The organism is Sphingomonas suaedae (assembly GCF_007833215.1).
GTDB lineage: Bacteria > Pseudomonadota > Alphaproteobacteria > Sphingomonadales > Sphingomonadaceae > Sphingomonas > Sphingomonas suaedae.
This window is the reverse complement of the sequence record NZ_CP042239.1, coordinates 3724341-3747925: the sequence shown is the minus strand read 5'-3', so window position 1 is coordinate 3747925 and position 23585 is coordinate 3724341. Positions and strand designations below refer to the sequence as shown.

Below are 23585 nucleotides of genomic sequence, written 5' to 3'. Positions count from 1 at the left end.
GTTCTGATCCATTTTGATTGATCTGAATGATGGATCGGCGATGCGCTTCAAGGGACTGGACCTCAACCTGATCGTCGCGTTCGAAGCGCTGATGAGCGACCGCAGCGTGTCGCGTGCGGCGGAGCGCCTCAACCTCAGCCAGCCGGCGATGAGCAACGCGCTCGCCCGGTTGCGCAGTTATTTCGGCGACGAGTTGCTGATCGCGCGCAACAAGCGGATGTATCCGACTCCCTTTGCCGAAACGCTGCTGCCGCAGGTGCGCCAGGCACTGGAGACGATGGAGGGGGTGATCGCGACCTCGCGCCATTTCGATCCCGCGACGACCAACCGCACCTTCCGGATCATGACGTCGGACTATATCGCGACCTCGATCCTGTTCCCGATCATCACCCGCCTCGCCACGACCGCGCCGGGCGTGCGGATCGAGTTGCTGCTGCCCAGCCCGCGCCGGATCGAGCTGCTCGAAAGCGGCGGGATCGACCTGCTGATCACGCTGCAGGAATATGTGACGCCCGAACTGCCGTCGGAACGGCTGTTCGAGGATGCCTACGCCCTTGTCGGCCGCGCGGGACATCCGGCGCTGAACGGCGCGCCGACACTGGCAGCGATGCTGGACTATGACCATGTCCATGTCGCGATCGGCGACGAGCGGCTGCCCAGTTTCGGCGACGCCTATCTCGACCGGATGGGAATCCAGCGCCGCATCGCGATGATTGCCCCCAATTTCGGGATGCTGCCTTGGCTGTTGCAGGACACCGACTGGCTTGCGCTGATCCAGGGGCGGCTGGCGGCACAAATGGCACGCAACTTTCCGCTCGTCGCAGTCGCCCCGCCGCTACCGATCCCGCCGCTCGTGGAAATGGCGCAATATCATGTAACGCGCAGCAACGATCCGGGGCTGCGCTGGCTGATCGACCTGATCCGCAGCTCCGCTAGTTAATTCGCGAATATGAATCTTGCGCATCCATGAAGCGATGCGCATCACGGGCTTCTCAATCAGGGAGTCGGTGATGATCGCGACAACGCATATGGGCGGTCTCCCGCGCGGCGATGAACGCACGCCGCTGCTGCGCCCCCGCGACAAGAGCGAATCCCATGACGCGGCGCTGTTCCCCACCGACGCCGGATGGCGGTTTGCCGAACGCCGGGATAGTCTGACTTTCTGAACAGCGGAATCCCGATGACCAAATCTTCGCAACCCACGGTCAAATCCGCGATGCGGACGCTCGACATCATCGAATATGTCGTCGGCAACCCCGGCGGCGTCGCCGCGCAGGACATTGCCGCCGCGCTGCAAATCCCGGTCAGCAGCCTTTCCTACCTGCTCGCCACCCTGTGCGAGCGCAACTATCTGCGCCGCGAGGGTCGCCGCTACAGTGCCGGGACAGGACTGGATCGGCTGCGGCTGCCCGCCAGCGCCATCTCGGTGGAGGACCGTATCGCCCCGCATGTCCGCGCACTGCGCCGGGCGGTCAACGAGACCAGTTCTTTCTTCACCGCGATCGACTGGGAGATCGAAGCGCGGGTGACGGAGACGGCCGAACAGGCGTTGCGTTATGCGGTCAGCGTCGGCGCGCGCGCGCCGCTGCATTGTATGGCGGCGGGCAAGGCGATCCTGTCGACCTTCGGCGATACCATGTTCGCGCGCTATTTCGCCGAAGCGCCCCGCCCGCTGTTCACCCCGCGCACCGTTTCCGACGAAGCGACGTTGCGCGACCAGATCGCAGCGGTGCGCGACACCGGCTTCGCCTTTACCGATGAGGAATATACGCTCGGCGTCTGCGGCATCGCGCGGCCTGTATGGATCGGCGGCGTCGCGGTCGGCGCGTTGGCGGTGGCGCTGCCGAAGCTGCGCCAGACGCCTGATGCGCGCGCGCAGATCATGGACCGCCTGACCGCCGCCTGCGCCGCAATCGACGCAGGGGCGTAGCGGGACGAGCAACCATTCCTCCCCTGAGCGAGCTCAGGGGAGGAATTTGCGTCCCGTCACCCGCGCGTGCGCCAGCCCTCGGCATAGGAATCCCGCGCGACTTCCGAATAGGGTGCGGGCGCGACGGTCGCCTTGATCTCGACCTGCACATGCCGCTCCACCGTCGGCTTGCGCGTGCCGCCATCGGGCTCGCCCCACACGAAGGTCACTTCGGTGCCGGGCTCGGCAACATCGGCATCGACCATCGCCAGCGTCAGGAAGCGGCCTTCATTGGCGGTGTAGCCGATCCAGGTCGAGATGCCGACCGGGCGGCCATCCTTGAGCACTGCGTCATAGGGGTGCATCGCATAGACCGCGCTGGGGAAATCGAGGAACTTGGCGCGATCGCCCTTTTGCAGCATCGAGCTCATTACCCGCACCATATCCTGCGTATTGAGCGCCAGCGTCACCTTGCGGCGGTGCGGCTGGTCCTTCATCCGCTCGAGCGCCTCGCGGCCGATAAAATCATGGTCGAACTTAACCATGTGGCCGTAACCGAGGTCCCACGGCGTCAGGTAATAATCCTCGATCCGCTCCGACACAAAGCTGCCGCCGACCGACGCGCCCGCCTCATAGGATTTGGCCGACAGCCAGGCGCGATACTCGGCCAGCGCTTCGCCGGTGTAGATCGCCGGCAGTGGTGAGGGGATCCAGCCGGATTCGAGCGTGTTCGACGCATAGGTCCGCCCACCGCACAGCGTCAGGCCAAAGTCCTTGCCGGCTTCGATCAGTGCGTTGCGGACCGTGTCATAATCCTTCCACGGGCCGAACAGCTCATAGCCCGGCTGGCCGACCATGCCGTGGCGCAGCGCGCGCACTTCGACCCCGGCGATCTGAACCGGGGCCATGTGGAAGAATTTGAGCTCGGGCGGGGTCGTTCCCATTGCCTTTTCGAGCACCTTCATCGCGTTCGGGCCCTGCAGCTGGAAGCGATAGTTGCGGCGACTGTCCTTGTCGGGCCGCGCGGCGGTGCGTTCGTCGCGCTCGACCTTCACGTCCCATTTGCCCGATGAAGCGTGATATTCGACCCACTCGATCGACGGCGCGCGGCCGACCAGCTCGAATGTGTTCTCCTCAAGGTAGAACAGGATCACGTCGCCGATCACATAGCCATCGGGGGTGACTGGCGCGAACTGCTTGGCGCGGTTGGGGACGAAGCCCTTGAAGCTGTTGGGCGCGAGATAGTGCAGCATCTCGAACGCGTCCGGCCCGGTGACGAGGAGGTCGACCATGTGGAAGCTCTGGTTGAACAGCACCGCCGTGTTCGCCCAGGACAATTGCTCGTCGCGCCAGTTGGAATATTCCGCCGGAACGCCGGGATAGGCATTGGGGCCGACCTGCTGGTTGCGCAGGAAGTCGACGATATTGCCCTGTTCGTCGAGCAGTTGCTGAAGCGTCTTGTCGGTCATGGTCGTGCCTCTCCTAAGGTCAGGTCGTGGAAGGGATGGCAGGGACATCCAGCCATTCCCGGATCAGGGCGTTGAAGGCTTCGGGCTTCTCGGCGGGTGCCATATGCCCGGCCCCGGGAATGACATGGAGCACGGCGCCTGCGATCCGCGCCGCGATCGCTTCGTGCTGGGCGACGCTGGACCATTGATCCTCGTCACCGACCACCACGGTCACGGGACAGGCGACTGCCTGTAGCACGGCGTCGGTGTCGGGGCGGTGCAACAGCGCCTCAGTCTGCGCCTCGAACACCGCTTGCCCAGCGCGCAGGCACATTGCCCGCAGCGCCGCCATCAGCGCCGCATCGGCGCGCGCGCCTTCCCCGACCATCGGCGGTAGCCAGGCATCGACAAGCCGGTCGAACCCCTCGCGGCGACCGAGGTCGCGCAGCGCATAGCGGCTTTCAGCTTCGCCCTCACGCACGCCATGCACGCCGGTGTCGGCGATCATCAGCCGGGTGACGCGATCGGGTGCGCGCGCGATCACCTCCAGTGCGACGCGCGCGCCCATCGAATGTCCGATCAGTGCGAAGCAGTCCGGCGCTGAGGCCAAGACATGCTCCGCCATCACCCCGATAGCGTCCGCACCGCCATAATGGTCGTCGATCGCGCGCGCCTGCGGCAACGCCGCGAGCGTCGCCGCAAACATGCCCGCGTCGCACATCAATCCTGGCAGGATCAGCAGGTCTTCGCGCAAGCTCGCCTCAATCCACATACATGAATTATTCGTCTATGCGAATTTGAGTCCCCACGCTAGACTGGAAATGTCCGGACGCGTCGCCGGGCGATGCTCCACTCAGGACGAGGACCCCGGTGCCCCCTCCCCTCATCCATCCCAACTGGTCGCGCCCCGCCACCTCGGCGATCGACGGCTATTCGCTCGAGATCACCGCCAAGGATGCCGACGCCCTGCGCGCCGTCGCCTCGCGTATCCCCGCGGCGACACCGATCGCCATCGCCTATCTGCCCGGCGAAAGCCTCGACGCACGGGTGCGTGCTGCCCAGACGATCCGCGCGCTGGGGTTTGAGCCGATGCCGCATTTTTCGGCGCGGCGGATCGAATCGCGCGATGCGTTCGAGGCATATCTGGGCGCCGCGGTCGAACAGGCCGGGGTGCAGCGTTGCTTCGTCGTCGCGGGCGACCCGTCCACTCCAGCCGGGCCGTTCGCGGACAGCGCGTCGCTGATCGCGACCGGCGCGTTCGAGCGCAGCGGCATCCGCGCGATCGGCGTCGGCGGGCATCCCGAGGGGCACCCCAACATGACCGAGGCCGAGTGTTTCGCGGTGCTCGACGGCAAATGCCATGAGATCGAACGGCGCGGCATGGCGCCGCTGATCGTCACGCAATTCGGCTTCGACGCCGACGCGGTGGTCCGCTGGCTCGGCGAACTGCGCCGCCGCGGGATCGACGCGCCGGTGCGGCTCGGTGTTCCCGGGCCAGCCGGGATCAAGACACTGATGCGCTATGCCGCGCTGTGCGGGATCGGTGCATCGACCGCGGTGCTGCGCAAATATGGCCTGTCGCTCGGCAATCTGATCGGCACGGCCGGGCCGGACCGGCTCGTCGCCACCCTGGAGGCCGGGTTGACGCCAGACCATGGACCGGTGCGGCTGCATTTCTACCCCTTTGGCGGGCTCGCGCGCACGCTCGACTGGATCGACGGCTATGCGCGGGCGACAGGACTGGACCCGAGCGCATGACCGAGACCTGCACCATCACGCTCCACTGCACCGACCGGCAGGGCATCGTCGCCGCAGTGGCAGGGTTCCTCACCCAGTCGGAGTGCAACATCGTCGAATCGCAGCAATATAATGACGCGATCACCGGCGGCTTCTTCATGCGCACCGTGTTCGACGCCCCGGCGGCTGATGTCGCCGCGATCGAGGGTCGCTTTGCCGAGCTTGCCGCAAATTGGGCCATGGAGTGGAAGTTCCGGGTCAATTCGCGCCCGACCCGCGTGCTGCTGATGGTGTCGAAGTTCGATCATTGCCTGGGCGACCTTCTCTATCGCCGCCGCATTGGCGAGTTGAAGATGGACGTCGTGGGCATTGTCTCCAACCATCCGCGCGCCGCGCTGGCGACGTCGATGATCGGCGATATTCCCTATCACCATCTCCCGATCACCCCGGACACCAAGCCCGAGCAGGAGGCAGCGATCAAGGCGATCGTCACACAGACCGGCGCCGAACTCGTCGTGCTGGCGCGCTATATGCAGATCCTGTCCGACGATCTCGCCGCATTCCTCTCGGGCCGGTGCATCAACATCCACCACAGCTTCCTGCCCGGCTTCAAAGGCGCAAAACCCTATCATCAAGCCTATCGGCGCGGGGTGAAAATGATCGGCGCGACCGCGCATTATGTGACCGCCGACCTCGATGAAGGTCCGATCATCCATCAGGATGTCGAGGCGATCTCGCACGCCGACATCCCCGACGATCTGGTGCGCAAGGGCCGCGACATCGAACGCCGCGTGCTGGCGACCGCGGTTCATTATCATCTCGACGATCGCGTACTGCTCAACGGCGCACGCACCGTCATTTTCAAGGCATAAGCGATGCCCGACCTCCCCTACGATCTTGCCGATCTGCACGACATTCCGGGCACCACCATCTTCACCGCCGACAGCGCCCGGCGTGCCTATCACCTCCACCGGTTCTGCATGTCGCTGATGAAGGAGGAAAACCGCCAGCGCTTCCGCGCGGACGAAGCAGGCTGGCTCGCGACCTTTGCGATGACAGCAGAGCAGCGCGATGCGGTGCTGGCGCGCGATTACAACCGCATGATCGCGCTGGGCGGAAACATCTATTTCCTCGTCAAGATCGCCAGCACCGACGGCATCAGCGTCGCACAGGCGGTCAGCACCATGACCGACCTCGACGTCGCGGACTATACCGCGATGATGATCGCGGGCGGGCGCACACCGCAGGGCAATCGTTCGATCAAGGGAGGCTGGTAAGATGGCCCGGATTACCGCAGGCGTCACCACCAGCCACGTACCCGCAATCGGCGCGGCACTGGACAATGGCAAGACGGCGGAACCCTATTGGGCACCGATTTTCGATGGCTACGCGCCCAGCCGCGCCTGGATGGCCGAGGCGGCACCCGAGGTCGTCATTCTGGTGTTCAACGATCACGCGACCAGCCTGATGCTCGACGTCGTGCCGACCTTTGCGATCGGGTGCGCCGACGCCTACACCCCTGCCGACGAAGGCTGGGGGCCGCGCCCCGTGCCGGTCGTCGAAGGACATGCGGAACTGTCGGCGCATATCGCGCAGAGCCTGATTCTCGACGAATTCGACATGACCCTCATCAACGCGATGGATGTCGATCACGGCCTGACCGTGCCGCTGTCGCTGATGTTCGGCGCGGTGGACCGCTGGCCGGTGCGCGTGGTGCCGATCATGGTCAACGTCACGCAATTCCCGCCGCCCTCTGGCGACCGGTGCTGGCGGCTCGGCGAAGCGCTGGCCCGCGCCGTTGCCAGCTTCCCGCAGGATCTGCGGGTTCAGGTTTGGGGCACGGGCGGGATGAGCCACCAGATCCAGGGACCGCGCGCGGGCCTCATCAACCGCGCGTTCGACACTGACTTTCTCGACCGCATGGTTGGCGATCCGCAATCGCTGCGCGGGATCACCCATCTCGACTATCTGCGCGAGGCGGGCAGCGAGGGAATCGAACTGATCACCTGGCTCATCATGCGCGGCGCGCTGGGCGAGGGCGCGGTCGAGCGGCACCGTTTCTACCACGTTCCCGCTTCCAATACCGCGGTCGGGCATCTGGTGCTCGAGAACGTCTGAGCCGACACGAGGGGGCGCGTCGTCATTGCGGCGCTCGGGACGGCGTTGAGGACTGGCGCACCCGACAGGATTCGAACCTGTGGCCTCTGCCTTCGGAGGGCAGCGCTCTATCCAGCTGAGCTACGGGTGCGTGGTGAACGCGCCTAGCAAAGCGCGATGCGCGACGCCAGCCTAAACGCCAGCCTAAATGATCGCTGTTTTCCCGGCCCTGGGCGCGGGCGTTTTTGGCTTGTAGGCGCACAGGTCCATAACGGGGCAGCGCCAGCATTCGGGGGTGCGCGCCTTGCAGATATAGCGGCCGTGCAGGATCAGCCAGTGATGGGCGTGAAGGCGAAACGGCTGCGGCACGCTTGCCTCCAGCTTTTTCTCGACCGCCAGCGGGGTCTTGCCGCGTGCAAGGCCGGTGCGGTTGCCGACGCGGAACAGATGCGTGTCGACCGCGAAGGTCTCATGCCCGAACGCAACGTTCATCACGACGTTCGCGGTCTTGCGTCCGACGCCGGGGAGCTTCTCCAGCGCATCGCGATCCTCGGGTACCTGGCTGCCATGCTCGGCGATCAGCGTCTCGCTCAGGGCGATGACGTTCTTCGCCTTGCTGTTGAACAGGCCGATCGTGTTGATGTGTTCCTTCAGCCCATCCTCGCCCAGCGCGACCATCTTTTCGGGCGTATCGACTGCGGCGAACAGGCGCCTGGTCGCCTTGTTCACCCCGGCATCGGTCGCCTGGGCCGACAGCACCACGGCGACGAGCAACGTATAGTCGTTGACCGATTCGAGTTCGGTTTCGGGGTGCGGATTGGCGGCAGCCAACCGCTCGAAAAAAGCGAATATATCCGCCTTCTTCAAAGCCCGAGTACCGCATCCATCGTGTAGCGCCCGGCTGGCTGGTCGGCGAGCCACAACGCCGCCCGCACGGCACCGCGGGCGAAGATCGCGCGATCCTCCGCGCGATGCGACAGCTCGATCCGCTCGCCCTCGGTCGCCAGCATCACGCTGTGATCGCCGACGATGCTGCCGCCGCGCAGCGAGGCGAAGCCGATCGTCCCCTCGGCCCGCGCACCCGACAGGCCGGCGCGGTCAGCGACACGCACCTCGCCCAGCGATACGCCGCGTCCCGCAGCCGCCGCCTCGCCCAGCATCAGCGCGGTGCCGGACGGCGCGTCGAGCTTGTGCCGGTGGTGCGCCTCGACAATCTCGATATCCCAGTCGGGGCCGAGCCGCGCCGCAGCCTCGCGGACCAGCCGCGTCAGCAGTACGACGCCCAGCGACGTATTGCCGGTCTGGAGCACCGCAATGTCGCGCGCGGCGGCGTCGATCAGTTCGTGGTCCGCCGCGCTCAGCCCAGTGGTGCCGATCACCATCGGCGTCCCTGCATCCCGCGCGGCCGCCAGATGCGCGGCGAGCGCCACGGGCGTCGAGAAATCGACCAGCGCATCAGCCTGTCGCGCCAGATTGGCGGGATCGTCCCCGGCATCAGCCCCGCCTGCATAGCGGACGCCCTGTGCGGCCATGATGTCCCGGATCGCCGCGCCCATCCGGCCAAGGCTGCCATAGATACCGATGCTGGTCATGCCCGGTGCTTGGCCGGGGACGGCGCGGACTGCAACAGCGGATTTGGCGTTCCGAAGCGTCCACCGGGTCGAATCGCGGTGCTTTTCGCTTGCGAGGCAGGCGGTTGGCAGCGACACATTGGCGATGTTTCTCCGTCTCCTGGCGCCGGTCGCCGCCGCCTGCCTGACCATTGCCGCCAGCGATTCCCCACCCTGGCCGCAGTTGTATGAGGATGTCCGAATCCTCGCGGCCGACGATATGGAGGGGCGACTGGTCGGCACGGCAGGATCGGCAAAGGCGCGCGCCTATCTGCTCGAACGGATGCGGGCGATCGGCCTCGAACCTGTGATCGCGACCTTCGAACAGCCGTTCGCGGCCGAGCATGACGGCGCGACGCTGAACGGCGTCAATTTGATCGGCGGGATTCGCGGCTCGGGCAAGAGCGACCGGGTGCTGCTGATCGGCGCGCATTACGACCATTTCGGCATCCGCGACGGCAAGGTGTTCAACGGCGCCGACGACAATGCGTCGGGCGTCGCGGTGCTGCTGTCGATCGCCGAGGCGTTCGCGCACGAGCGGCCCGCGCATGACGTGATCTTCGCGCTATGGGATGCCGAGGAACAGGGGCTTTACGGCGCGAAGGCGTTCACCGCCGCCCCGCCGATCCCGCTCTCGCGCATCGCGCTGAACCTCAATCTCGACATGATGAGCCGCAGCGACCGGAACGAACTCTGGCTGGCCGGCGCACACCACTATCCGTTCCTGCGCGCGCGCTTCGAACGGCTCGTCGCGCAGGCGACGGTGACACTCAAGCTTGGGCATGACGGCCCACCGTGGACGGGCGTCGACGACTGGACCGACGGCTCGGACCATGCGGTCTTCCACCGTAAGGGCATCCCCTTCGCCTATTTCGGGGTCGAGGATTATGCCGATTATCACCAGCCGGGGGACGATTACGCGGCAATCCCGAAGGACTTCTTCGCCCGCTCCGCCTTTACCGCGCTGCAGGCGGCGCGGCTGTTCGACCGCGAACTGGACGCGATCGCGCGCGATTCGGGACGAACCGAGTAACTGCACCCGCGTCCGGCCACGCCGCGCTGCAAAACCCTTGCAAGATCGCGGCCGCTGCGATCACTATACAAATCAGGGCTATAGGGGGAATGTGTGGGACATTGGCTTGGCGTGCTCGCCATCGGCGCAATCTGGGCAGCGCCCGCGCTGGCACAAACCGACAAGGTGGGCCGGGGTCCGGTACCGGACTGGGCCCGCCCCTCCGACCTGATCCCCGTTCCCGCCGAACCTGAGGGCCAGATCTTCGTCCGGCGTCAGGACACGATCATCCATCTCGACGATGCCGGCCAGTTCCAGCACAATGCCTATCGGATCAAAATCCTTCACGCCAATGCGCTTCGGGTCGGCAATATTGCCCTGTCATGGAGCCCGGCGTCCGGCACCCCGGTCGTCCATCTGATCAAGGTCTATCGCGGCGACACCGTCATCGATGTGCTGGAGACCGCGTCGTTCGATATTCTGCGCCGGGAGGATCAGCTCGAAGCTGCCCAGCTCAACGGCATCCTGACCGCAGTGCTGCGCGTGCCCGATTTGCGCGTCGGCGACGAGCTGGAAGTCAGCCTCACGCTTCCCGGAAACGACCCGACGCTGGGGAATGCGAATGCCGGACTGCTGCTCCTCGGCCCGCAGCCGGCGGCGGGACGCTATCGGCTGGGACTGAACTGGACCGAAAAGGCACGCCCGGCGATCAAGATGACGCCGGACATGTCGGCCATCGTGCAACAGGCGACCGGGGCCGTCGACTTCCGGTTCGACAATCCGGAATACCTGACCCCACCCAAGGATTCCCCGCCCCGCTATCAGTGGCAGCGCATTGTCGAATATTCCGACTTCGCCGATTGGGCCGCGATTTCCCGGCATTTCGCGCCGCTCTACGCCACAGCGGCCAAGCTCGCGAAAGGCTCGGCGCTCACGCAGGAAGCCGCCCGGATCGCCGCCGCGCACAGCGACCCCGCGGAACGCGCGCGCGCGGCGCTCAAGCTGGTGCAGCAGGATGTGCGCTACATCTATGTCGGCTTGAACGGCGGGAATCTGAAACCGGCGTCCGCGGAGGAAACATGGCAACGCCGCTATGGCGATTGCAAGGGCAAGACAGCAATGCTGCTCGCCCTGCTCACCGAACTGGGCATCGAGGCGGAGGTCGTCCTCGCGAACAATAGCGGGATGGATGACGGGCTGGATCAACGGCTGCCGAACCCCGGCATGTTCGACCATGTTCTCATTCGCGCGCGGATCGGCGGCGTGCCGCATTATCTGGACGGCACGCTCCCACCGGTGGCGGCCCCCTCGATCGAGCCCGTGCTGCCCTATCGATGGGTTCTTCCGCTATCGAGCGCCGGAACCTCGATCGAACGAATTGCATGGCGCCCCGCCGCACGTCCCGATGAGATCGTGCTGTACGAGATCGACGCGCGGGAGGGGTTCGACAAACCGGCGCGCATCACCACCACGAACATCAGCCGCGGGCTGAAGGGTCTGGGAGAGCATGCCCAGCTATCCGGGGTGACCTCGCGCCAGCTGCTCGACGGCCTGCGCCAGCAAATGGTCGGCGACACCTGGCAAAGCATCGACGACGTGCGCTGGCACTATGATGAAAAAAGCCAGGCGAGCGTCATGACCATTAGCGGCACAGGTACGGTGGATTGGGACAATGACGGCGGCGGAAATCGCTCGCTGTCATTGCCCGGCGGCGGGTTCAATCCGCCGGACAAGCGTGTCCGCGCCGCCGAGCAGGACGCGTCCATTCCCTTTTACACCGAACCCGGCTTCAGCTGCCATGTCACCACGGTGCGGGTGCCGCGCACCACCAAGAGCAGCCAATGGTCCTTCAAGAGCGATTTCGACACGCGGTTCTTCGGGCGCAATTATTACCGCGCATTCGAATTGCGCGACGGCGCCATCCGGATGGTTCGGGGAAGCCGTGTCGAAACGCCCGAAATCGACGCGGCGCGCGCACGTGCGGACAATGCCCGGTTGCCCAAGTTCGACAACAGTATGGCCTGGATCTATTTCGACCCGGCTCAGGAGGGCGAGATCGCCAAGCGCACGCGGGTGCCGGCGACGTTCGAAATCGACTGGACGGCAGACGACGTCCCCTGCCTGCACGCATCGACGAAACGGTAGCGGTTGAATCCGGTCGGTCCTGAAGGGCTGGCCGGCTCCGCCTCAGGCGCCCTGCAACGCCTTTTGCCGGCGCCGTTGGACCGAGCTGCCGATCCCCATCGATTCGCGATATTTGGCGACGGTACGCCGGGCGATGTCGAAGCCCTTGGCGTTGAGCAGTTCGACCAGCGTGTCGTCGGACAGGATCTTCTTCGGATCCTCCGCCTGGATCAGCGCGCGGATCGCGCTCTTCACCGCTTCGGCCGACACCGCATCGCCGCCTTCGGACGACTGGATCGCCGAGGTGAAGAAATATTTGAGCTCGAACAGCCCGCGCGCGCAGGAGAGATATTTGTTGCTCGTCACGCGGCTGACGGTGGACTCGTGCATCTCGATCGCATCGGCGATCTGGCGCAGCGTGAGTGGCTTCAAATGGCTGACGCCGTGGCGAAAGAACGCCTCCTGCTGCTTCACGATCTCGCCCGCCACCTTGATGATCGTGCGCTGGCGCTGGTCGAGCGCCTTGACCAGCCAATTGGCACTGGCGAGCATGTCGGACAGCCAGGCCTTGCTCGACTTGTCCTGCGGCCCGGTCGACACCTCGGCATAATATGCGCGGTTGACGAGGACGCGGGGCAGCGTCGCGCTGTTCAGCTCGACCGCCCAGCCGGTTCCGCGCTGCGCGACGAAGATGTCCGGAGTCACCGCCTGCATCGGATCGCCGCCATAGCGACAGCCGGGCTTGGGATCGTAGCTGCGCAGCTCGCGGATCATGTCCGCCATATCCTCGTCGTCGACGCCGCAAATGCGCTTGAGCCGCCCGAGCTCGCCGCGCGCGAGCAGGTCGAGATTGGCGATCAGCGCCGCCATGCAGGGATCGTAGCGGTCCGCCTCCTTCGCCTGAAGCGCCAGGCATTCGGCCAGGTCGCGCGCGCCCACGCCGGTGGGATCGAGCGTCTGAATCACCGCCAGCACCGCCTCCACCCGCGCGAGCGGGACGCCCAGCCGCGTGGCGATGTCGAGCAACGAGGCGGTGAGATAGCCGCACTCGTCGATCTGGTCGATCAGATGCTGCGCGATGAACAGATCGGCACCGTCGATAACCGCGCCGATCTGGGCCGTCAGATGATCGGCAAGGTTGAGATCGGGCGCGGAAAAACTGTCGAAATCGGCCCCGTCCTCCGCTCCGCCAGCGCCGGTACCACTCATCCCCAGCCCGCCATCGAGACCGCCGACCGAATCGGAGGGGCTGTCATGGTGAAACGTCTCGGCGGTCAGATCGACATCCAGCGCGGCCTCGCCGGTGGCGTCGCCCGCCGCGATCAGTTCGCTCGAATCCGCCGGGCCGTCGCGTTCGACGACCGGATCGGTCGGTTCGGGCGTATCGATATCGCCGCGCTCATCGTCGCTCCGGGTCGCGTCGAGCAGCGGATTCTTTTCCAGCTCCTCGGCGATGAAGGTTTCGATTTCGAGATTTGAGAGCGCCAGCAGCTTGATCGCCTGCTGAAGCTGCGGCGTCATCACCAGCGATTGCGACTGGCGCAGATCGAGGCGGGGGGCGAGGCTCATGTCAGCGGTTCGTCACCCCAGCGAAAGCTGGGGTCTGATGGTGCAAGCGCACGCTCCGAAACCACAGGACCCCAGCTTTCGCTGGGGTGACGGAGGGGATGGGCGCGCGGGCACATAAGCTAGAGCGAGAATCCTTCGCCCAGATACAGGCGGCGGACATTGGCGTCGGCGACCAGATCGGCGGGCGAACCCGCGAACAACACGCGGCCGTCATAGATGATCGAGGCACGATCGACGATGTCGAGCGTCTCGCGGACATTATGGTCGGTGATGAGCACGCCGATATTGCGCGTCTTCAGCTCCTTCACCAGGTCGCGGATATCCGCGATCGAGATCGGGTCGATGCCCGCAAATGGTTCGTCGAGCAGCATGATCGACGGATCGGCGGCCAGCGCACGGGCGATCTCGGCGCGCCGCCGCTCGCCGCCCGACAGCGCCATTGCGGGCGCATCGCGGAGCCGCGTCAGCCCGAATTCCTCCAGCAGCTGCTCCAGCCGCCGCGCGCGCGCCGCCTTGTCCGGTTCGGCAAGTTCGAGCACGGCGGAAATATTCTTGGCGACGGTCAGCCCGCGAAAGATCGACGTCTCCTGCGGCAGATAGCCAAGGCCCAGGATCGCACGGCGATACATGGGCAGTGGGGTGATATCCTGCCCGTCGAGCATGATCCGGCCGGCGTCCGGCTTCACCAACCCCATCACCGAATAGAAGCAGGTCGTCTTGCCAGCACCATTGGGGCCCAGCAGCCCGACCACCTCGCCCCGCCCGACCGAGAGCGACACGTCCGAAAGCACGACACGCTTGTCATAGGATTTGGCAATCGAGACCACGGCCAGGCCCGAAGCAGGCACATTGCCCAGATCCGCAGCGGCCGGTTCCAGCGTTTCGACGTCAGCCATGATACCCTTTCCGTTGGCGCGCCCTGTCTAGCGAATCCGTGGCCGCCCGTCACTTGGCAAGTTTCGTGCATGTATGACGAATGCGGCGACCCGCAAGGATCGCGGGCCGTTCGATCGCGGGATCAGTCGCGTTCGGGAACCGTGAAGCGCCCGGTGACCCGCCCGCCGGATTTGACGACACTGCCATCCGGCGCCCTGGTCGTGCCGACGCCCGATCCGTCGATCGACGCGCGACCGGTGTCGAGGTCGAGCGTCAGCCGCCCGCCGCTCACCGTATTGCTGCCCTGGGTCAGCGTCACCGCACCCAGCATCGTGATGACCCGGCGGTTGATGTCGTACACGCCATATTGCGCGCGCGCGGTCTGGTCCGGGCGCGATACGGTGACCCCGCCCGACGCGTCGAATCGCGAGACCGAGGGCGAGCCGTCGATCACCTGCCCCGTGTAGCTGACCGTCACGCGCGATGCGGTGAGCGTCATGTTCGCCTGCTTGATCGTCACCCCGCCCGACAGGATCGCGCGATTCGCCCGGTCCTGGAGCTCGATGCTCTGCGCGTCGAAATCGATCGGCGCGTTGGAATCATGGCGCGACTGGCCGAGCGCGGCGCCCCCGATCGCGATGGTCGTGGCGAGCGCGGCGGTCGCGGCGATCAGAAGGGGGCGGTTGGGCGCAGCGGGCATGATGTCACCTATTTGCGTGCTTGGGATCGATCCGCAAGCGCGCATTGCCTTCGATCTTCACCGTCCGCTTGTCGAGATCGGCGGTCATCTTGTCGCCGCTGAAATTGCCGAGCGGTGTGCTGCCCGAAACTTCGCCGGTCCCGGTGAGTTTGCGTGACTTGAGATCGAGCGTCGAATCGCGCGTGTCGAGGCGATAGCCGTCCGACGTGCGGAACTGGATCGGCCCGTCGACCGCGACCTGCTCGGTCTCCATGTCGTACCGCCCGCGCTCCGCCTTCACCTCGGCGGGGCCCTCGGGCAGGCGGATGCCCGCGGTCAGGTCGTTGAGCTGAACCACCGGCTCGGCGGAGCTTTTCTGCACGGCGGACCCGGCCTGGAGCACGAAGGGCTGCCCCTTGGCATCCGCGCCGCGATAGCGCGCCGACTGGATGCGCAGCCGTTCGCTCGCGACATCGACCTTGTTCTTGTCGAGCATGAATGACACGTCGCCGCCCATAAACAGTGGCGCCATCACCAGAAACGCGCCCAGCACCCCAATTCCCGCCGGAAGGATTGCGAGCAGCGTCTTCACGATCCGGTCATGGCTGCTGCCCGGACGCGCCCAGCGCTTGCGCCGCGAGCGTTCCTGGACAGCAATCTCAGACATGCGCGAAGATATCGGTTTCGGGCCATCCCGCGAGATCGAGATCGGCGCGGTGCGGCAGAAAGTCGAAACAGGCCTGCGCCAGCGCCGTCCGCCCTTCACGCGCCAGGCGGCGGTCGAGCTCCTCGCGCATCGCGTGGAGATAGCGCACGTCGGACGCAGCATAATCCTTCTGCGCGTCGGACAGCACCGGCCCGCCCCAGTCGGACGATTGCTGCTGCTTGCTGATCTCCTGCCCCAGCAGCTCGCGGACGAGATCCTTGAGCCCGTGCCGATCGGTATAGGTCCGCACGAGGCGCGAGGCGATCTTGGTGCAATAGACCGGCGCGGCGACGACGCCCAGATAATGGCGGATCGCGGCGAGATCGAAGCGCGCGAAATGATAGAGCTTTACCCGTTCCGGGTCGGCGAGCAGCGCGCGCAGGTTCGGCGCGGCATAGTCGCTGCCCGGCCCGAACCGCACCAGATGCTCGTCGGCGCCGCCATCGGACAGTTGGACGAGGCACAGCCGGTCGCGCGGCGTGATGAGGCCCATCGTCTCGGTATCGACGGCGATATCGGCGCCCGGCGCGAATACGTCCGCGGGCAGGTCTTCTTCGTGCAGGTAAACGGCCATCGCCTGCGCCTAGCCGCTTATCCCTGAACTCACAATAACGTGCCGATCATTCGCCGGTGGCGGCGGCCTTCTTCTCCGCCCGGCGGCGGGCCGCCATGTTCAGCATCTCGACCGTCGCCGAGAAGGCCATCGCCGCGTAGATATAGCCCTTGGGAACATGCACCCCGAACCCGTCGGCGATCAGCACCGCGCCGATCATCAGCAGGAAGCCGAGCGCGAGCATCACGACGGTGGGGTTGCGCTTGATGAAGTTCGCCAGCGGATCGGCGGCGACCAGCATGATCCCCACGGTCACGATCACCGCGACGAACATGATCGCGATCTCGTCGGTCATGCCCACCGCGGTCAGGATCGAATCGACCGAGAACACCATGTCGAGCAGGATGATCTGAAAGATCGCCGATCCGAAATTCATCGTCGCGACCTGTTTCTTATCGAGCACGGCATGATCGGTCGGCACCGGATCGATCGTGTGGTGGATTTCCTTGGTCGCCTTCCACAGCAGGAACAGGCCGCCAGCGATCAGGATCAGGTCGCGCCACGAAAATGCGGTTTCGAAACTGGGTTCGCCATGCGGACCGGTCGCGCCCTGAATGCCCAGATCGAATACCGGAGTCGTCAGCGAGACGATGACAAAGATCATCGAGAGCAGAATGATTCGCATGACCAGCGCCAGGCCGATGCCGATTCGGCGTGCCTTTTGCTGCTGGTGCTCGGGCAGCTTGTTCGTCAGGATCGAGATGAAGATCAGATTGTCGATCCCGAGCACCACCTCCATCACGATCAGGGTGACGAGGGCGGCCCAGGCGGCCGGATCGACGATTAATGAGGCGATATCCATGGCGCGTTCTGTGCCGCCGGACGGGGTGCCGCGCAAGTATCTGCGGGAGCGGTGGCGAAAATACGACGAAATCGTTCGCGCATTGTGCCGTTCTGGTCTATGAGTCGAATCCATAGGCGTGTCGAAAACGCCGGAATACCCACGTCTTCGTCCGGCGTAGGTCTTCGAATTTGAGTTGGGCGAACCGGGAAGACGAACAGGGCAATGAGTTTCGATCGAGGGCGCCGCGGCGAGCGCGGCGGACGTGGCAGGGACAAGCGCGAAGGCTTCGGCGACGATAATTTTTACGGCGGCGGCGGCGGCGGATTCGAGGAACGCGGCGGCTTCGGCGGCGGTGGTCGTGGCGGCTTTGGCGGCGGTGATCGTTTTGGCGGCGGTGGTGCTGGCGGTGGCGGCTTTGGCGGCGGCGGCGGCGGTGGATATCGCGGCGGCGGTGGCGGCGGCTTTGGTGGCGGTGGCGGCGGTGGTCGCGGTATGCCCCCCCAGGTTGTCGGCGAAGGCACCGGCGTGGTGAAGTTCTTCAACGCGCAAAAGGGTTTCGGTTTCGTCGTGCGTGACGATGGCGGTGAGGACGTGTTCGTCCATATCAGCGCCGTCGAGCAAGCGGGCCTGACCGGTCTGGCCGAGGGTCAGCCGCTCGGCTTCACGCTGGTCGATCGCGGTGGCCGAATCAGTGCGACCGACCTGAAGATCGAGGGCGAACCGCTCCCGGTCGAGGATCGCGGTCCTCCGCGCGACCGTCCCGAACGCGGCGCGGCAGGCGGCATGGGCGGCCCGCAGCGTCAGCTGACCGGTGAAAAGGCGACCGGCACGGTCAAGTTCTTCAACGCGATGAAGGGCTTTGGCTTCATCCAGCGTGACGATGGCCAACCCGATGCGTTCGTGCACATCAGCGCCGTCGAGCGCGCCGGTATGCCGACGCTGAACGAAGGCGACCGGCTTGAGTTCGAGCTCGAGGTGGACCGTCGCGGCAAATATGCTGCGGTGAACCTGACGCCCGGCTCGTAAGGGCCATTTCCGTGATCCGGCTTGCCGGACTTGGAATCATCGCGGGGGCTGCCCTGGCCATTTTGGCTGCGGCAGCCCCCGTCGATTCTGGCCCGGTCGATTCTTTAGCGACACAATCGGCGGTCACAGCTTCGCCCGAGGCCGAGGTCCCGGTCGAGCCTGCAAGAGTGCTGGCCACCTACCCACATGATTCGGGCGCCTTCACCCAGGGGCTGTTCTTCCTCGACGGTGCGCTGTTCGAAAGCACCGGCCAGCATGGCGAGTCGGCGATTCGCGAGGTCGATCTCGCAACCGGCAAGGTGAAGCGCGAGGCGAAGTTGCCCGACCGGTATTTCGGTGAGGGCAGCACAGGCTGGGGCAATTCGATCATCAGCCTGACCTGGAAACATGGCAAGGCGTTCCGGTGGAGCCGCAAGACGCTCAAACAGATCGGCAGCTTCGACTATGCCGGCGAGGGATGGGGGCTGACACAGGATGGGACCAGTCTGATCCTCTCCGACGGCAGTTCCGAATTGCGCTTCCTCGACCCCAGGACCTTCGCCGAACAACGGCGGATCACCGTCACTTATCGCGGCCGCCAGATCCGGCGGCTCAATGAACTCGAATATGTCCGTGGCGAGATCCTGGCGAATATCTGGCATCAGGATCTCATCCTGCGCATCGATCCCGCGACGGGTGCGGTGCGCGGCATCCTCGATCTGCGCGCGCTCGCCGAGTCGGTGCCGGTGCGCGATTCGGAGGCGGTGCTGAACGGCATCGCCTATGATTCGAAGACCGGGAAACTCTATGTCACCGGCAAGAACTGGCCCTCTTTGTTCGAGATCGCGTTGCCGACGCGTTAGTTTGAGTGCGGCACCGGCCCGCTCCCCCACCCGGCCACCCATTCCAGAATATCCTGCCGATGGGTGGCCGGGTGGGGGAGCGGGCAGGTGACGGTTAAGCGCGCGCTGAACAGAACCGCACTCAACGCGGCACCGCCTTCGCCTGCCAGATCCTCAACCAGTTGATCGATCCGCGGCACTCGCCCATCGCGCGCGCCTCGATCAGGCGAAAGCGGGTGCCGTCCCAGACATAGCGCTCGGCGCTGCCACAGTCACCGATACCGCGCCCCTTGGCGTAGCTCGCCAGTTCGCCGCTCTTGGCATCGAACCCCGCATTGACCAGCATTGGCGGACCATCGTCGGTCCAGCCGGGCGGCGAATCGAACGTCGCGACCTGCACCTTGCCGCCGGTCACGACATAGGGAACCGACGAGAAATTATACGCTCCCGCGCCGCACGGGATCAGCACGAGCGTCGCGCCGCCGCCGAGCGCGTGGCGCTCGATATCGGGGCGGCTGCCATCCTCGTAATTCTCGGCGCAGTCCGACTGCGACCATAGCTGGTCGAGCTGCGCGGCAGACAGCGTGGTCGGCGCTCCCGCGGCGCGCACGGCGGGGACGACCGGAAGCGGCGGCGCGGCGGGTACGGCGCTGGCCGGCTTCGCCCCCGTCGCGACGGCAGCGGTAACCGTCCCCGCCCTCCCCTGCTCCGCATCGATGAACCGCAGCGACGCCGAGGATCCGGCGAGCGAGACGCGACCCAGCTGCTTGCCCGCGCCGTCGCGCACCACGGCGGTCTTGCCGTTCGCCATCGCTCCGACGATCGCCAGCGCCTCGCCGCCGGTGAACCGCGTTCCACGCCACACCGCCGCCGCACCCGCCGCAGGGACACCCTCGACCTGCAGCCGCACGCCCGATGCGGGTCCATCGCCGTCCAGCTCGACCGTCCATGTGCCGCCCGGCCCGGCTTCGCGGACGACCGACATCTGCCAGCCATCGTCCGACCAATCGCCGTCTTCGGGCTGGAGCGCGGTCATCTCGCATCGCTTCACATTGTCGCAGGCGACCGCCCAGTCGCCGAACGTCTTCACGGGCCCCTGTTGCGGGGCGGTCTGCATCAGGGCGAGCAGTGTCGGGATCAACATGGCCACCATCCTAGCCGTTCGCGATTCGAATCGGTAGGAGGCCGCGAACGAAGATGATGGAGATGGCGATGAAGACGGTTGGCGTGATCGGCGCAGGGCAGATGGGGGCGGGAATCGCCCAGGTTTCGGCGCAGGCGGGCTATCGCGTGCTGCTGTCCGACATGGACGTCGAGCGCGCCGAGAAGGGCAAGGCCGGAATCGCCAGGCAACTCGCCCGCGCCGTGGAAAAGGAAAAGATCAGCGCCGATGCACGCGACGCCGCGCTCGGCAACATCGAATGCGTCGGCGGAACCGATGCGTTCGCGCCGTGCGACCTCGTCATCGAGGCCGCGACCGAGCGGGAGGAGATCAAGCGGACGATCTTCACCAATGTCGGCAAGGTGCTGGGCGACACCGCGATCCTCGCCAGCAATACCTCGTCGATCCCGATCACGCGGCTGGCACAGGCCGCGCCCGATCCGGCGCGCTTCATGGGGGTGCATTTCTTCAACCCGGTGCCGGTCATGGGCCTGATCGAGCTGATTCGCGGCCTTGCCACTTCGGACGCGACGGTCGCGGCGGTCGAAGCCTATGGCAAGACGCTGAACAAGCGTATCGTCCACGCCAATGACGCGCCGGGCTTCATCGTCAATCGCGTGCTCATGCCCTTCCTGAACGAAGCCTGCTTCGCGGTGGGCGAGGGCGTGGCGACGATCCCCGATGTCGATGCGGCGATCCATCTCGGCCTCAACCACCCGATGGGTCCGTTCACGCTGGCCGATTTCATCGGCCTCGACACCTGTCTCGAGATCACCCGCGTGCTGTTCGAGGGCACCGGCGACCCCAAATTCCGCCCTGCCCCGCTGCTGATCAAATATGTCGAAGCCGGCTGGTACGGGCGGAAGACCGGGCGCGGCTTCTACGACTATTCGGGCGCGGAACCGGTGCCGACGCGCTGAGCGCGCGAGGCTAAGTGGGCATCGACCACCTTGACCAGTCGCTCGAAGCTCTGGTCGGTGCCCTGCGTGCTCAACGCGATGTCGCCGAACCCCATTGCCCGCCCCATACCAGAGCAACATCGCCAAGCCGACGATTAGGCTCCGGATCTGCCACCACCCATATGCCGATCGCGACAAAACCAACTGCGATCAGCACCAGACCCGTTGTCTTGCTTCTCGATACTCGGGCGACCAGCGCCTCGATCACGGCAGCATCAGCCCCGCCAGCGCGGCGCTCAGCAGGTTGGCGAGGCTGCCCGCGAGCAGTGCCTTGACGCCCAGCTTGGCGATCATCGGGCGCTGATTGGGGGCGAGGCTGCCGGTCGCGGCCATCTGGATCGCGATCGAGCTGAAATTGGCGAAGCCGCACAATGCAAAGGTGATGATCGCGGTGCTCCGCTCCGACAGACCTTGGATCTGGCCGAGGTTGAGGAAGGCGACGAATTCGTTGAGCACCATCTTGGTGCCGAACAGTCCGCCTGCCGCCGCGGTCTCGTTCCACGGAATGCCAACGAGGAACATGACCGGGGCAAAAGCGGTGCCGATGATCCCCTGAAAGGTCAGCTCGGGATAGCCGAACATGCCGCCCACCGCGCCGAGCAGGCCATTGGCGAGCGCGACCAAGGCGACGAAGGCGAGTACCATCGCGCCGACCGCAACCGCGATCTTGACGCCGGTCTGCGCGCCCATTGCAGCGGCCATGATGATGTTGGCGGCGCGCTCCTCGTCCACCTCATTCTCAACCGCGCGGATCACGGCGTCCTCGCCATCGACCAGCGCGTCGTCGAGCGGGAGTTCTTCCGGCTTCGCCACGGGTTCGTCGGGCATCATGATCTTGGCCATCAACAGCCCGCCGGGCGCGGCCATGAAGCTGGCGGCGAGCAGATACTGGATGTTGATCCCCATCGCGGCATAGGCGGCAAGGATCGTGCCCGCGACGCCCGCCATGCCGACCGACATGATCGCGAACAGCTGCGACGGGGTCAGGCTGGCGAGATAGGGGCGAATCACCAAGGGCGATTCGCTCTGGCCGACAAAGATATTCGCCGCCGAACACAGCGATTCGACCTTGCTCACGCCCGTCACCTTCTCGATCGCGCCGCCAATCCAGCGGACCAGGAATTGCATGATCTTGAGGTGGTACAGCACCGAAACGAGCGCGGCGAAGAAGATGATGACCGGCAGCGCGGCGATCGCGAAACTCTGCCCGCCGACCTCGGGCCGGGCGAGCGGGCCGAAGATGAAGTCGGTCCCCGCCTGCGCATAGCCGAGCAGCGCAGACACGCCCCGTGCCATCCCCTCGATGGCGGCGCGGCCGGCGGGGACATAGAGAACGAGGAAGGCGATTCCTGCCTGGAGCGCGAAGGCCGGGCCGACGACCCGGAGCCGGATGGCGCGCTTGTTCGAGGAGAGCAGGAAGGCGATCGCGAGAATCGCGACGATGCCGAGAATGCCGATCGGAAGATTGTTCAAACTGGAGACCCCTTCGTGCCGCGTCTGCGCGCAGCGTTCGGGGTCGCACCATAGCGCGCGTTTCGGTTGCGGCTAGGGGCGGATTCAGCTGCGCTGAACGCGGCACCGGCCCGCTCCCCCGCCCGACCACCCAGCGCGAGCATCATATGGGCGGCCGGGTGGGGAGCGGGCCGGTGCCGCCGCCGTTTCAGCTTTGCTGAAGCCAACCCTGGACGCTTCCGTATCGCGTGAAACCGCGTTACGCAGCGCAATGACCACACCGGCCCCGCTGACGCGCTCGCTCTTCGTCCTTTCGATCTTCTATGGCGGCATGGTCTGCATCGCGGGCGTGCTGGGGAACAAGCAGGTGGCATTGGGGCCGCTGGCGGTGGAAGCGGGGATCTTCGCCTTTCTGCTGCTGGTCGCCGTTTCGAGCGCAGTGGCGGAATTGCACGGGCGCGTGACCGCCAACAAGCTGGTCCGCTTCGGGTTCATCCCGCTGCTCATGTCGATGCTGCTGTCCTGGCTGGTCTGGGCGCTGCCCGCATCGGACAAGATGGGGCCGGAATATCGCGACGCGATCCAGCTGATCCTGGGGACGACATGGCGGATCTGGGGCGCGGGCATCGTCGCTTATGGCGTGTCCCAGACGCTGAACGTCACCATCTTCAGCGCGATGCGCGGCGGCGAGGGCAGCAAGATGCTGTGGCTGCGCGCGGGAGTCGCCGGCATCCTCAGCCAGATCGTCGACACGCTGATCTTCATCACCCTCGCCTTTTACGGCGAATTCCCGATCGGCCCACTGCTGGTCGGACAGCTGATCTCGAAGATCGTGCTGTCCGCCCTGCTGGTGCCGGTGCTGATCTATGCTTTCGTCGCGCTCGGGCGGCGGCTGGACCGGGTGTGACTGCTTGCTAAATCCTCCCCGGGACGGGGAGGTGGCAGCGCGAAGCGCTGACGGAGGGGGCCCTCCTCGAAGCAATTCGCTTGCCTCGCGCCCC

Annotated in this window: 26 protein-coding genes and 1 tRNA gene; 13 read left to right on the top strand and 14 right to left on the bottom strand. The window is 65.7% G+C overall.

Annotated elements, in window-relative coordinates; all coding sequences use genetic code 11:
* Positions 1-40: 40 nt before the first annotated feature.
* Genes FPZ54_RS17745 through FPZ54_RS17735 form a run of 3 tightly spaced genes read left to right on the top strand, consistent with a single transcriptional unit; the run spans position 41 to position 1930 of the window.
* Entirely contained in the window at positions 41-940 is a 900-nt protein-coding gene (locus tag FPZ54_RS17745; protein ID WP_145849141.1) for a LysR family transcriptional regulator, read from the top strand.
* A gap of 16 nt (positions 941-956) precedes the next feature.
* A complete protein-coding gene (locus FPZ54_RS17740; RefSeq protein WP_186457020.1) occupies positions 957-1166 on the top strand; it encodes a hypothetical protein in 210 nt (69 codons plus the stop codon).
* Positions 1167-1180: 14 nt separating this feature from the next.
* Positions 1181-1930 carry an IclR family transcriptional regulator gene (locus tag FPZ54_RS17735; protein ID WP_145849139.1) on the top strand — a complete coding sequence of 250 codons (750 nt, stop codon included), beginning with the start codon at positions 1181-1183 and terminating at the stop codon, positions 1928-1930.
* 56 nt (positions 1931-1986) lie between these two features.
* Here FPZ54_RS17735 and desA read toward each other — a convergent pair whose 3' ends face one another.
* Together desA and FPZ54_RS17725 are read right to left on the bottom strand one after the other, a co-directional pair.
* Positions 1987-3378 carry a syringate O-demethylase gene (gene desA, locus FPZ54_RS17730; RefSeq protein WP_145849138.1) on the bottom strand — a complete coding sequence of 464 codons (1392 nt, stop codon included), beginning with the start codon at positions 3376-3378 and terminating at the stop codon, positions 1987-1989.
* A 19-nt stretch (positions 3379-3397) separates the two neighbouring features.
* Positions 3398-4111 carry an alpha/beta fold hydrolase gene (locus tag FPZ54_RS17725; protein ID WP_239019629.1) on the bottom strand — a complete coding sequence of 238 codons (714 nt, stop codon included), beginning with the start codon at positions 4109-4111 and terminating at the stop codon, positions 3398-3400.
* Between the two features lie 116 nt (positions 4112-4227).
* Here FPZ54_RS17725 and FPZ54_RS17720 point away from each other — a divergent pair, with 116 nt between their 5' ends.
* From FPZ54_RS17720 to FPZ54_RS17705, 4 genes are read left to right on the top strand one after another with little or no spacing between them, the layout of a single operon-like run.
* Positions 4228-5115, top strand: a complete 888-nt coding sequence (locus FPZ54_RS17720) for a methylenetetrahydrofolate reductase (protein ID WP_145849136.1) — start codon at positions 4228-4230, stop codon at positions 5113-5115.
* A complete protein-coding gene (purU, locus tag FPZ54_RS17715; protein WP_145849135.1) occupies positions 5112-5966 on the top strand; it encodes a formyltetrahydrofolate deformylase in 855 nt (284 codons plus the stop codon). Before FPZ54_RS17720 ends, purU begins: the two co-directional genes overlap by 4 nt.
* Positions 5967-5969: 3 nt before the next feature.
* Positions 5970-6371, top strand: coding sequence for a protocatechuate 4,5-dioxygenase subunit alpha (ligA, locus tag FPZ54_RS17710; RefSeq protein WP_145849134.1), 402 nt, complete (start codon positions 5970-5972; stop codon positions 6369-6371).
* Position 6372: 1 nt separating this feature from the next.
* The gene (locus FPZ54_RS17705) at positions 6373-7212 is read left to right on the top strand and encodes a class III extradiol dioxygenase subunit beta (protein ID WP_145849133.1); all 840 of its coding nucleotides are present in this window, start codon (positions 6373-6375) and stop codon (positions 7210-7212) included.
* Positions 7213-7265: 53 nt separating this feature from the next.
* Here FPZ54_RS17705 and FPZ54_RS17700 read toward each other — a convergent pair.
* From FPZ54_RS17700 to dapB, 3 genes are all read right to left on the bottom strand, one after another.
* A tRNA-Arg gene (locus tag FPZ54_RS17700) sits at positions 7266-7342 on the bottom strand.
* Positions 7343-7395: 53 nt separating this feature from the next.
* On the bottom strand, positions 7396-8058 hold the full coding sequence (nth, locus tag FPZ54_RS17695; RefSeq protein ID WP_145849132.1) for an endonuclease III: 663 nt from the start codon (positions 8056-8058) through the stop codon (positions 7396-7398).
* Positions 8055-8783, bottom strand: coding sequence for a 4-hydroxy-tetrahydrodipicolinate reductase (gene dapB, locus FPZ54_RS17690; protein WP_145849131.1), 729 nt, complete (start codon positions 8781-8783; stop codon positions 8055-8057). The genes nth and dapB overlap by 4 nt, the downstream gene beginning before the upstream one ends.
* A 124-nt stretch (positions 8784-8907) precedes the next feature.
* Here dapB and FPZ54_RS17685 point away from each other — a divergent pair, with 124 nt between their 5' ends.
* Both FPZ54_RS17685 and FPZ54_RS17680 read left to right on the top strand, forming a co-directional pair.
* Complete coding sequence (locus FPZ54_RS17685; protein ID WP_145849130.1) at positions 8908-9834, top strand: M28 family peptidase; 927 nt, start codon at positions 8908-8910, stop codon at positions 9832-9834.
* A 93-nt stretch (positions 9835-9927) separates the two neighbouring features.
* Positions 9928-11958 (top strand): DUF3857 domain-containing transglutaminase family protein, encoded by a 2031-nt coding sequence (locus FPZ54_RS17680; protein ID WP_239019628.1) that lies wholly within the window; start codon positions 9928-9930, stop codon positions 11956-11958.
* 42 nt (positions 11959-12000) lie between these two features.
* Here the strand turns inward: FPZ54_RS17680 and rpoN are convergent, their stop codons facing one another.
* From rpoN to FPZ54_RS17650, 6 genes are all read right to left on the bottom strand, one after another.
* Complete coding sequence (gene rpoN, locus FPZ54_RS17675; protein ID WP_145849129.1) at positions 12001-13506, bottom strand: RNA polymerase factor sigma-54; 1506 nt, start codon at positions 13504-13506, stop codon at positions 12001-12003.
* A 119-nt stretch (positions 13507-13625) separates the two neighbouring features.
* Positions 13626-14402 (bottom strand): LPS export ABC transporter ATP-binding protein, encoded by a 777-nt coding sequence (lptB, locus tag FPZ54_RS17670; protein ID WP_145849128.1) that lies wholly within the window; start codon positions 14400-14402, stop codon positions 13626-13628.
* 122 nt (positions 14403-14524) lie between these two features.
* Positions 14525-15082 (bottom strand): LptA/OstA family protein, encoded by a 558-nt coding sequence (locus tag FPZ54_RS17665; RefSeq protein WP_145849127.1) that lies wholly within the window; start codon positions 15080-15082, stop codon positions 14525-14527.
* Between the two features lie 4 nt (positions 15083-15086).
* On the bottom strand, positions 15087-15728 hold the full coding sequence (gene lptC / locus FPZ54_RS17660; protein WP_145849126.1) for an LPS export ABC transporter periplasmic protein LptC: 642 nt from the start codon (positions 15726-15728) through the stop codon (positions 15087-15089).
* The gene (locus tag FPZ54_RS17655; protein ID WP_145849125.1) at positions 15721-16341 is read right to left on the bottom strand and encodes a ribonuclease D; all 621 of its coding nucleotides are present in this window, start codon (positions 16339-16341) and stop codon (positions 15721-15723) included. Before FPZ54_RS17655 ends, lptC begins: the two co-directional genes overlap by 8 nt.
* 46 nt (positions 16342-16387) lie before the next feature.
* On the bottom strand, positions 16388-17182 hold the full coding sequence (locus FPZ54_RS17650; RefSeq protein ID WP_145849124.1) for a TerC family protein: 795 nt from the start codon (positions 17180-17182) through the stop codon (positions 16388-16390).
* 204 nt (positions 17183-17386) lie between these two features.
* Between FPZ54_RS17650 and FPZ54_RS20375 the strand changes: the two genes are divergently transcribed.
* Together FPZ54_RS20375 and FPZ54_RS17640 are read left to right on the top strand one after the other, a co-directional pair.
* Positions 17387-18190 carry a cold-shock protein gene (locus FPZ54_RS20375; RefSeq protein ID WP_145849123.1) on the top strand — a complete coding sequence of 268 codons (804 nt, stop codon included), beginning with the start codon at positions 17387-17389 and terminating at the stop codon, positions 18188-18190.
* 11 nt (positions 18191-18201) lie between these two features.
* On the top strand, positions 18202-19032 hold the full coding sequence (locus FPZ54_RS17640) for a glutaminyl-peptide cyclotransferase (protein ID WP_277872296.1): 831 nt from the start codon (positions 18202-18204) through the stop codon (positions 19030-19032).
* 121 nt (positions 19033-19153) lie between these two features.
* On the opposite strand, the gene FPZ54_RS17635 is transcribed toward FPZ54_RS17640, so the two are convergent.
* Positions 19154-20155, bottom strand: a complete 1002-nt coding sequence (locus FPZ54_RS17635; protein WP_186456825.1) for a DUF1176 domain-containing protein — start codon at positions 20153-20155, stop codon at positions 19154-19156.
* Between the two features lie 68 nt (positions 20156-20223).
* Here FPZ54_RS17635 and FPZ54_RS17630 point away from each other — a divergent pair, with 68 nt between their 5' ends.
* On the top strand, positions 20224-21093 hold the full coding sequence (locus tag FPZ54_RS17630) for a 3-hydroxybutyryl-CoA dehydrogenase (protein ID WP_145849121.1): 870 nt from the start codon (positions 20224-20226) through the stop codon (positions 21091-21093).
* A gap of 70 nt (positions 21094-21163) precedes the next feature.
* Here FPZ54_RS17630 and FPZ54_RS19980 read toward each other — a convergent pair whose 3' ends face one another.
* Positions 21164-21340 carry a hypothetical protein gene (locus FPZ54_RS19980; RefSeq protein ID WP_186456824.1) on the bottom strand — a complete coding sequence of 59 codons (177 nt, stop codon included), beginning with the start codon at positions 21338-21340 and terminating at the stop codon, positions 21164-21166.
* Positions 21337-22605, bottom strand: a complete 1269-nt coding sequence (locus tag FPZ54_RS17625; protein WP_145849120.1) for a NupC/NupG family nucleoside CNT transporter — start codon at positions 22603-22605, stop codon at positions 21337-21339. The genes FPZ54_RS19980 and FPZ54_RS17625 overlap by 4 nt, the downstream gene beginning before the upstream one ends.
* Before the next feature lie 250 nt (positions 22606-22855).
* Between FPZ54_RS17625 and FPZ54_RS17620 the strand changes: the two genes are divergently transcribed.
* The gene (locus FPZ54_RS17620; RefSeq protein WP_145849119.1) at positions 22856-23491 is read left to right on the top strand and encodes a queuosine precursor transporter; all 636 of its coding nucleotides are present in this window, start codon (positions 22856-22858) and stop codon (positions 23489-23491) included.
* Positions 23492-23585 lie beyond the last annotated feature (94 nt).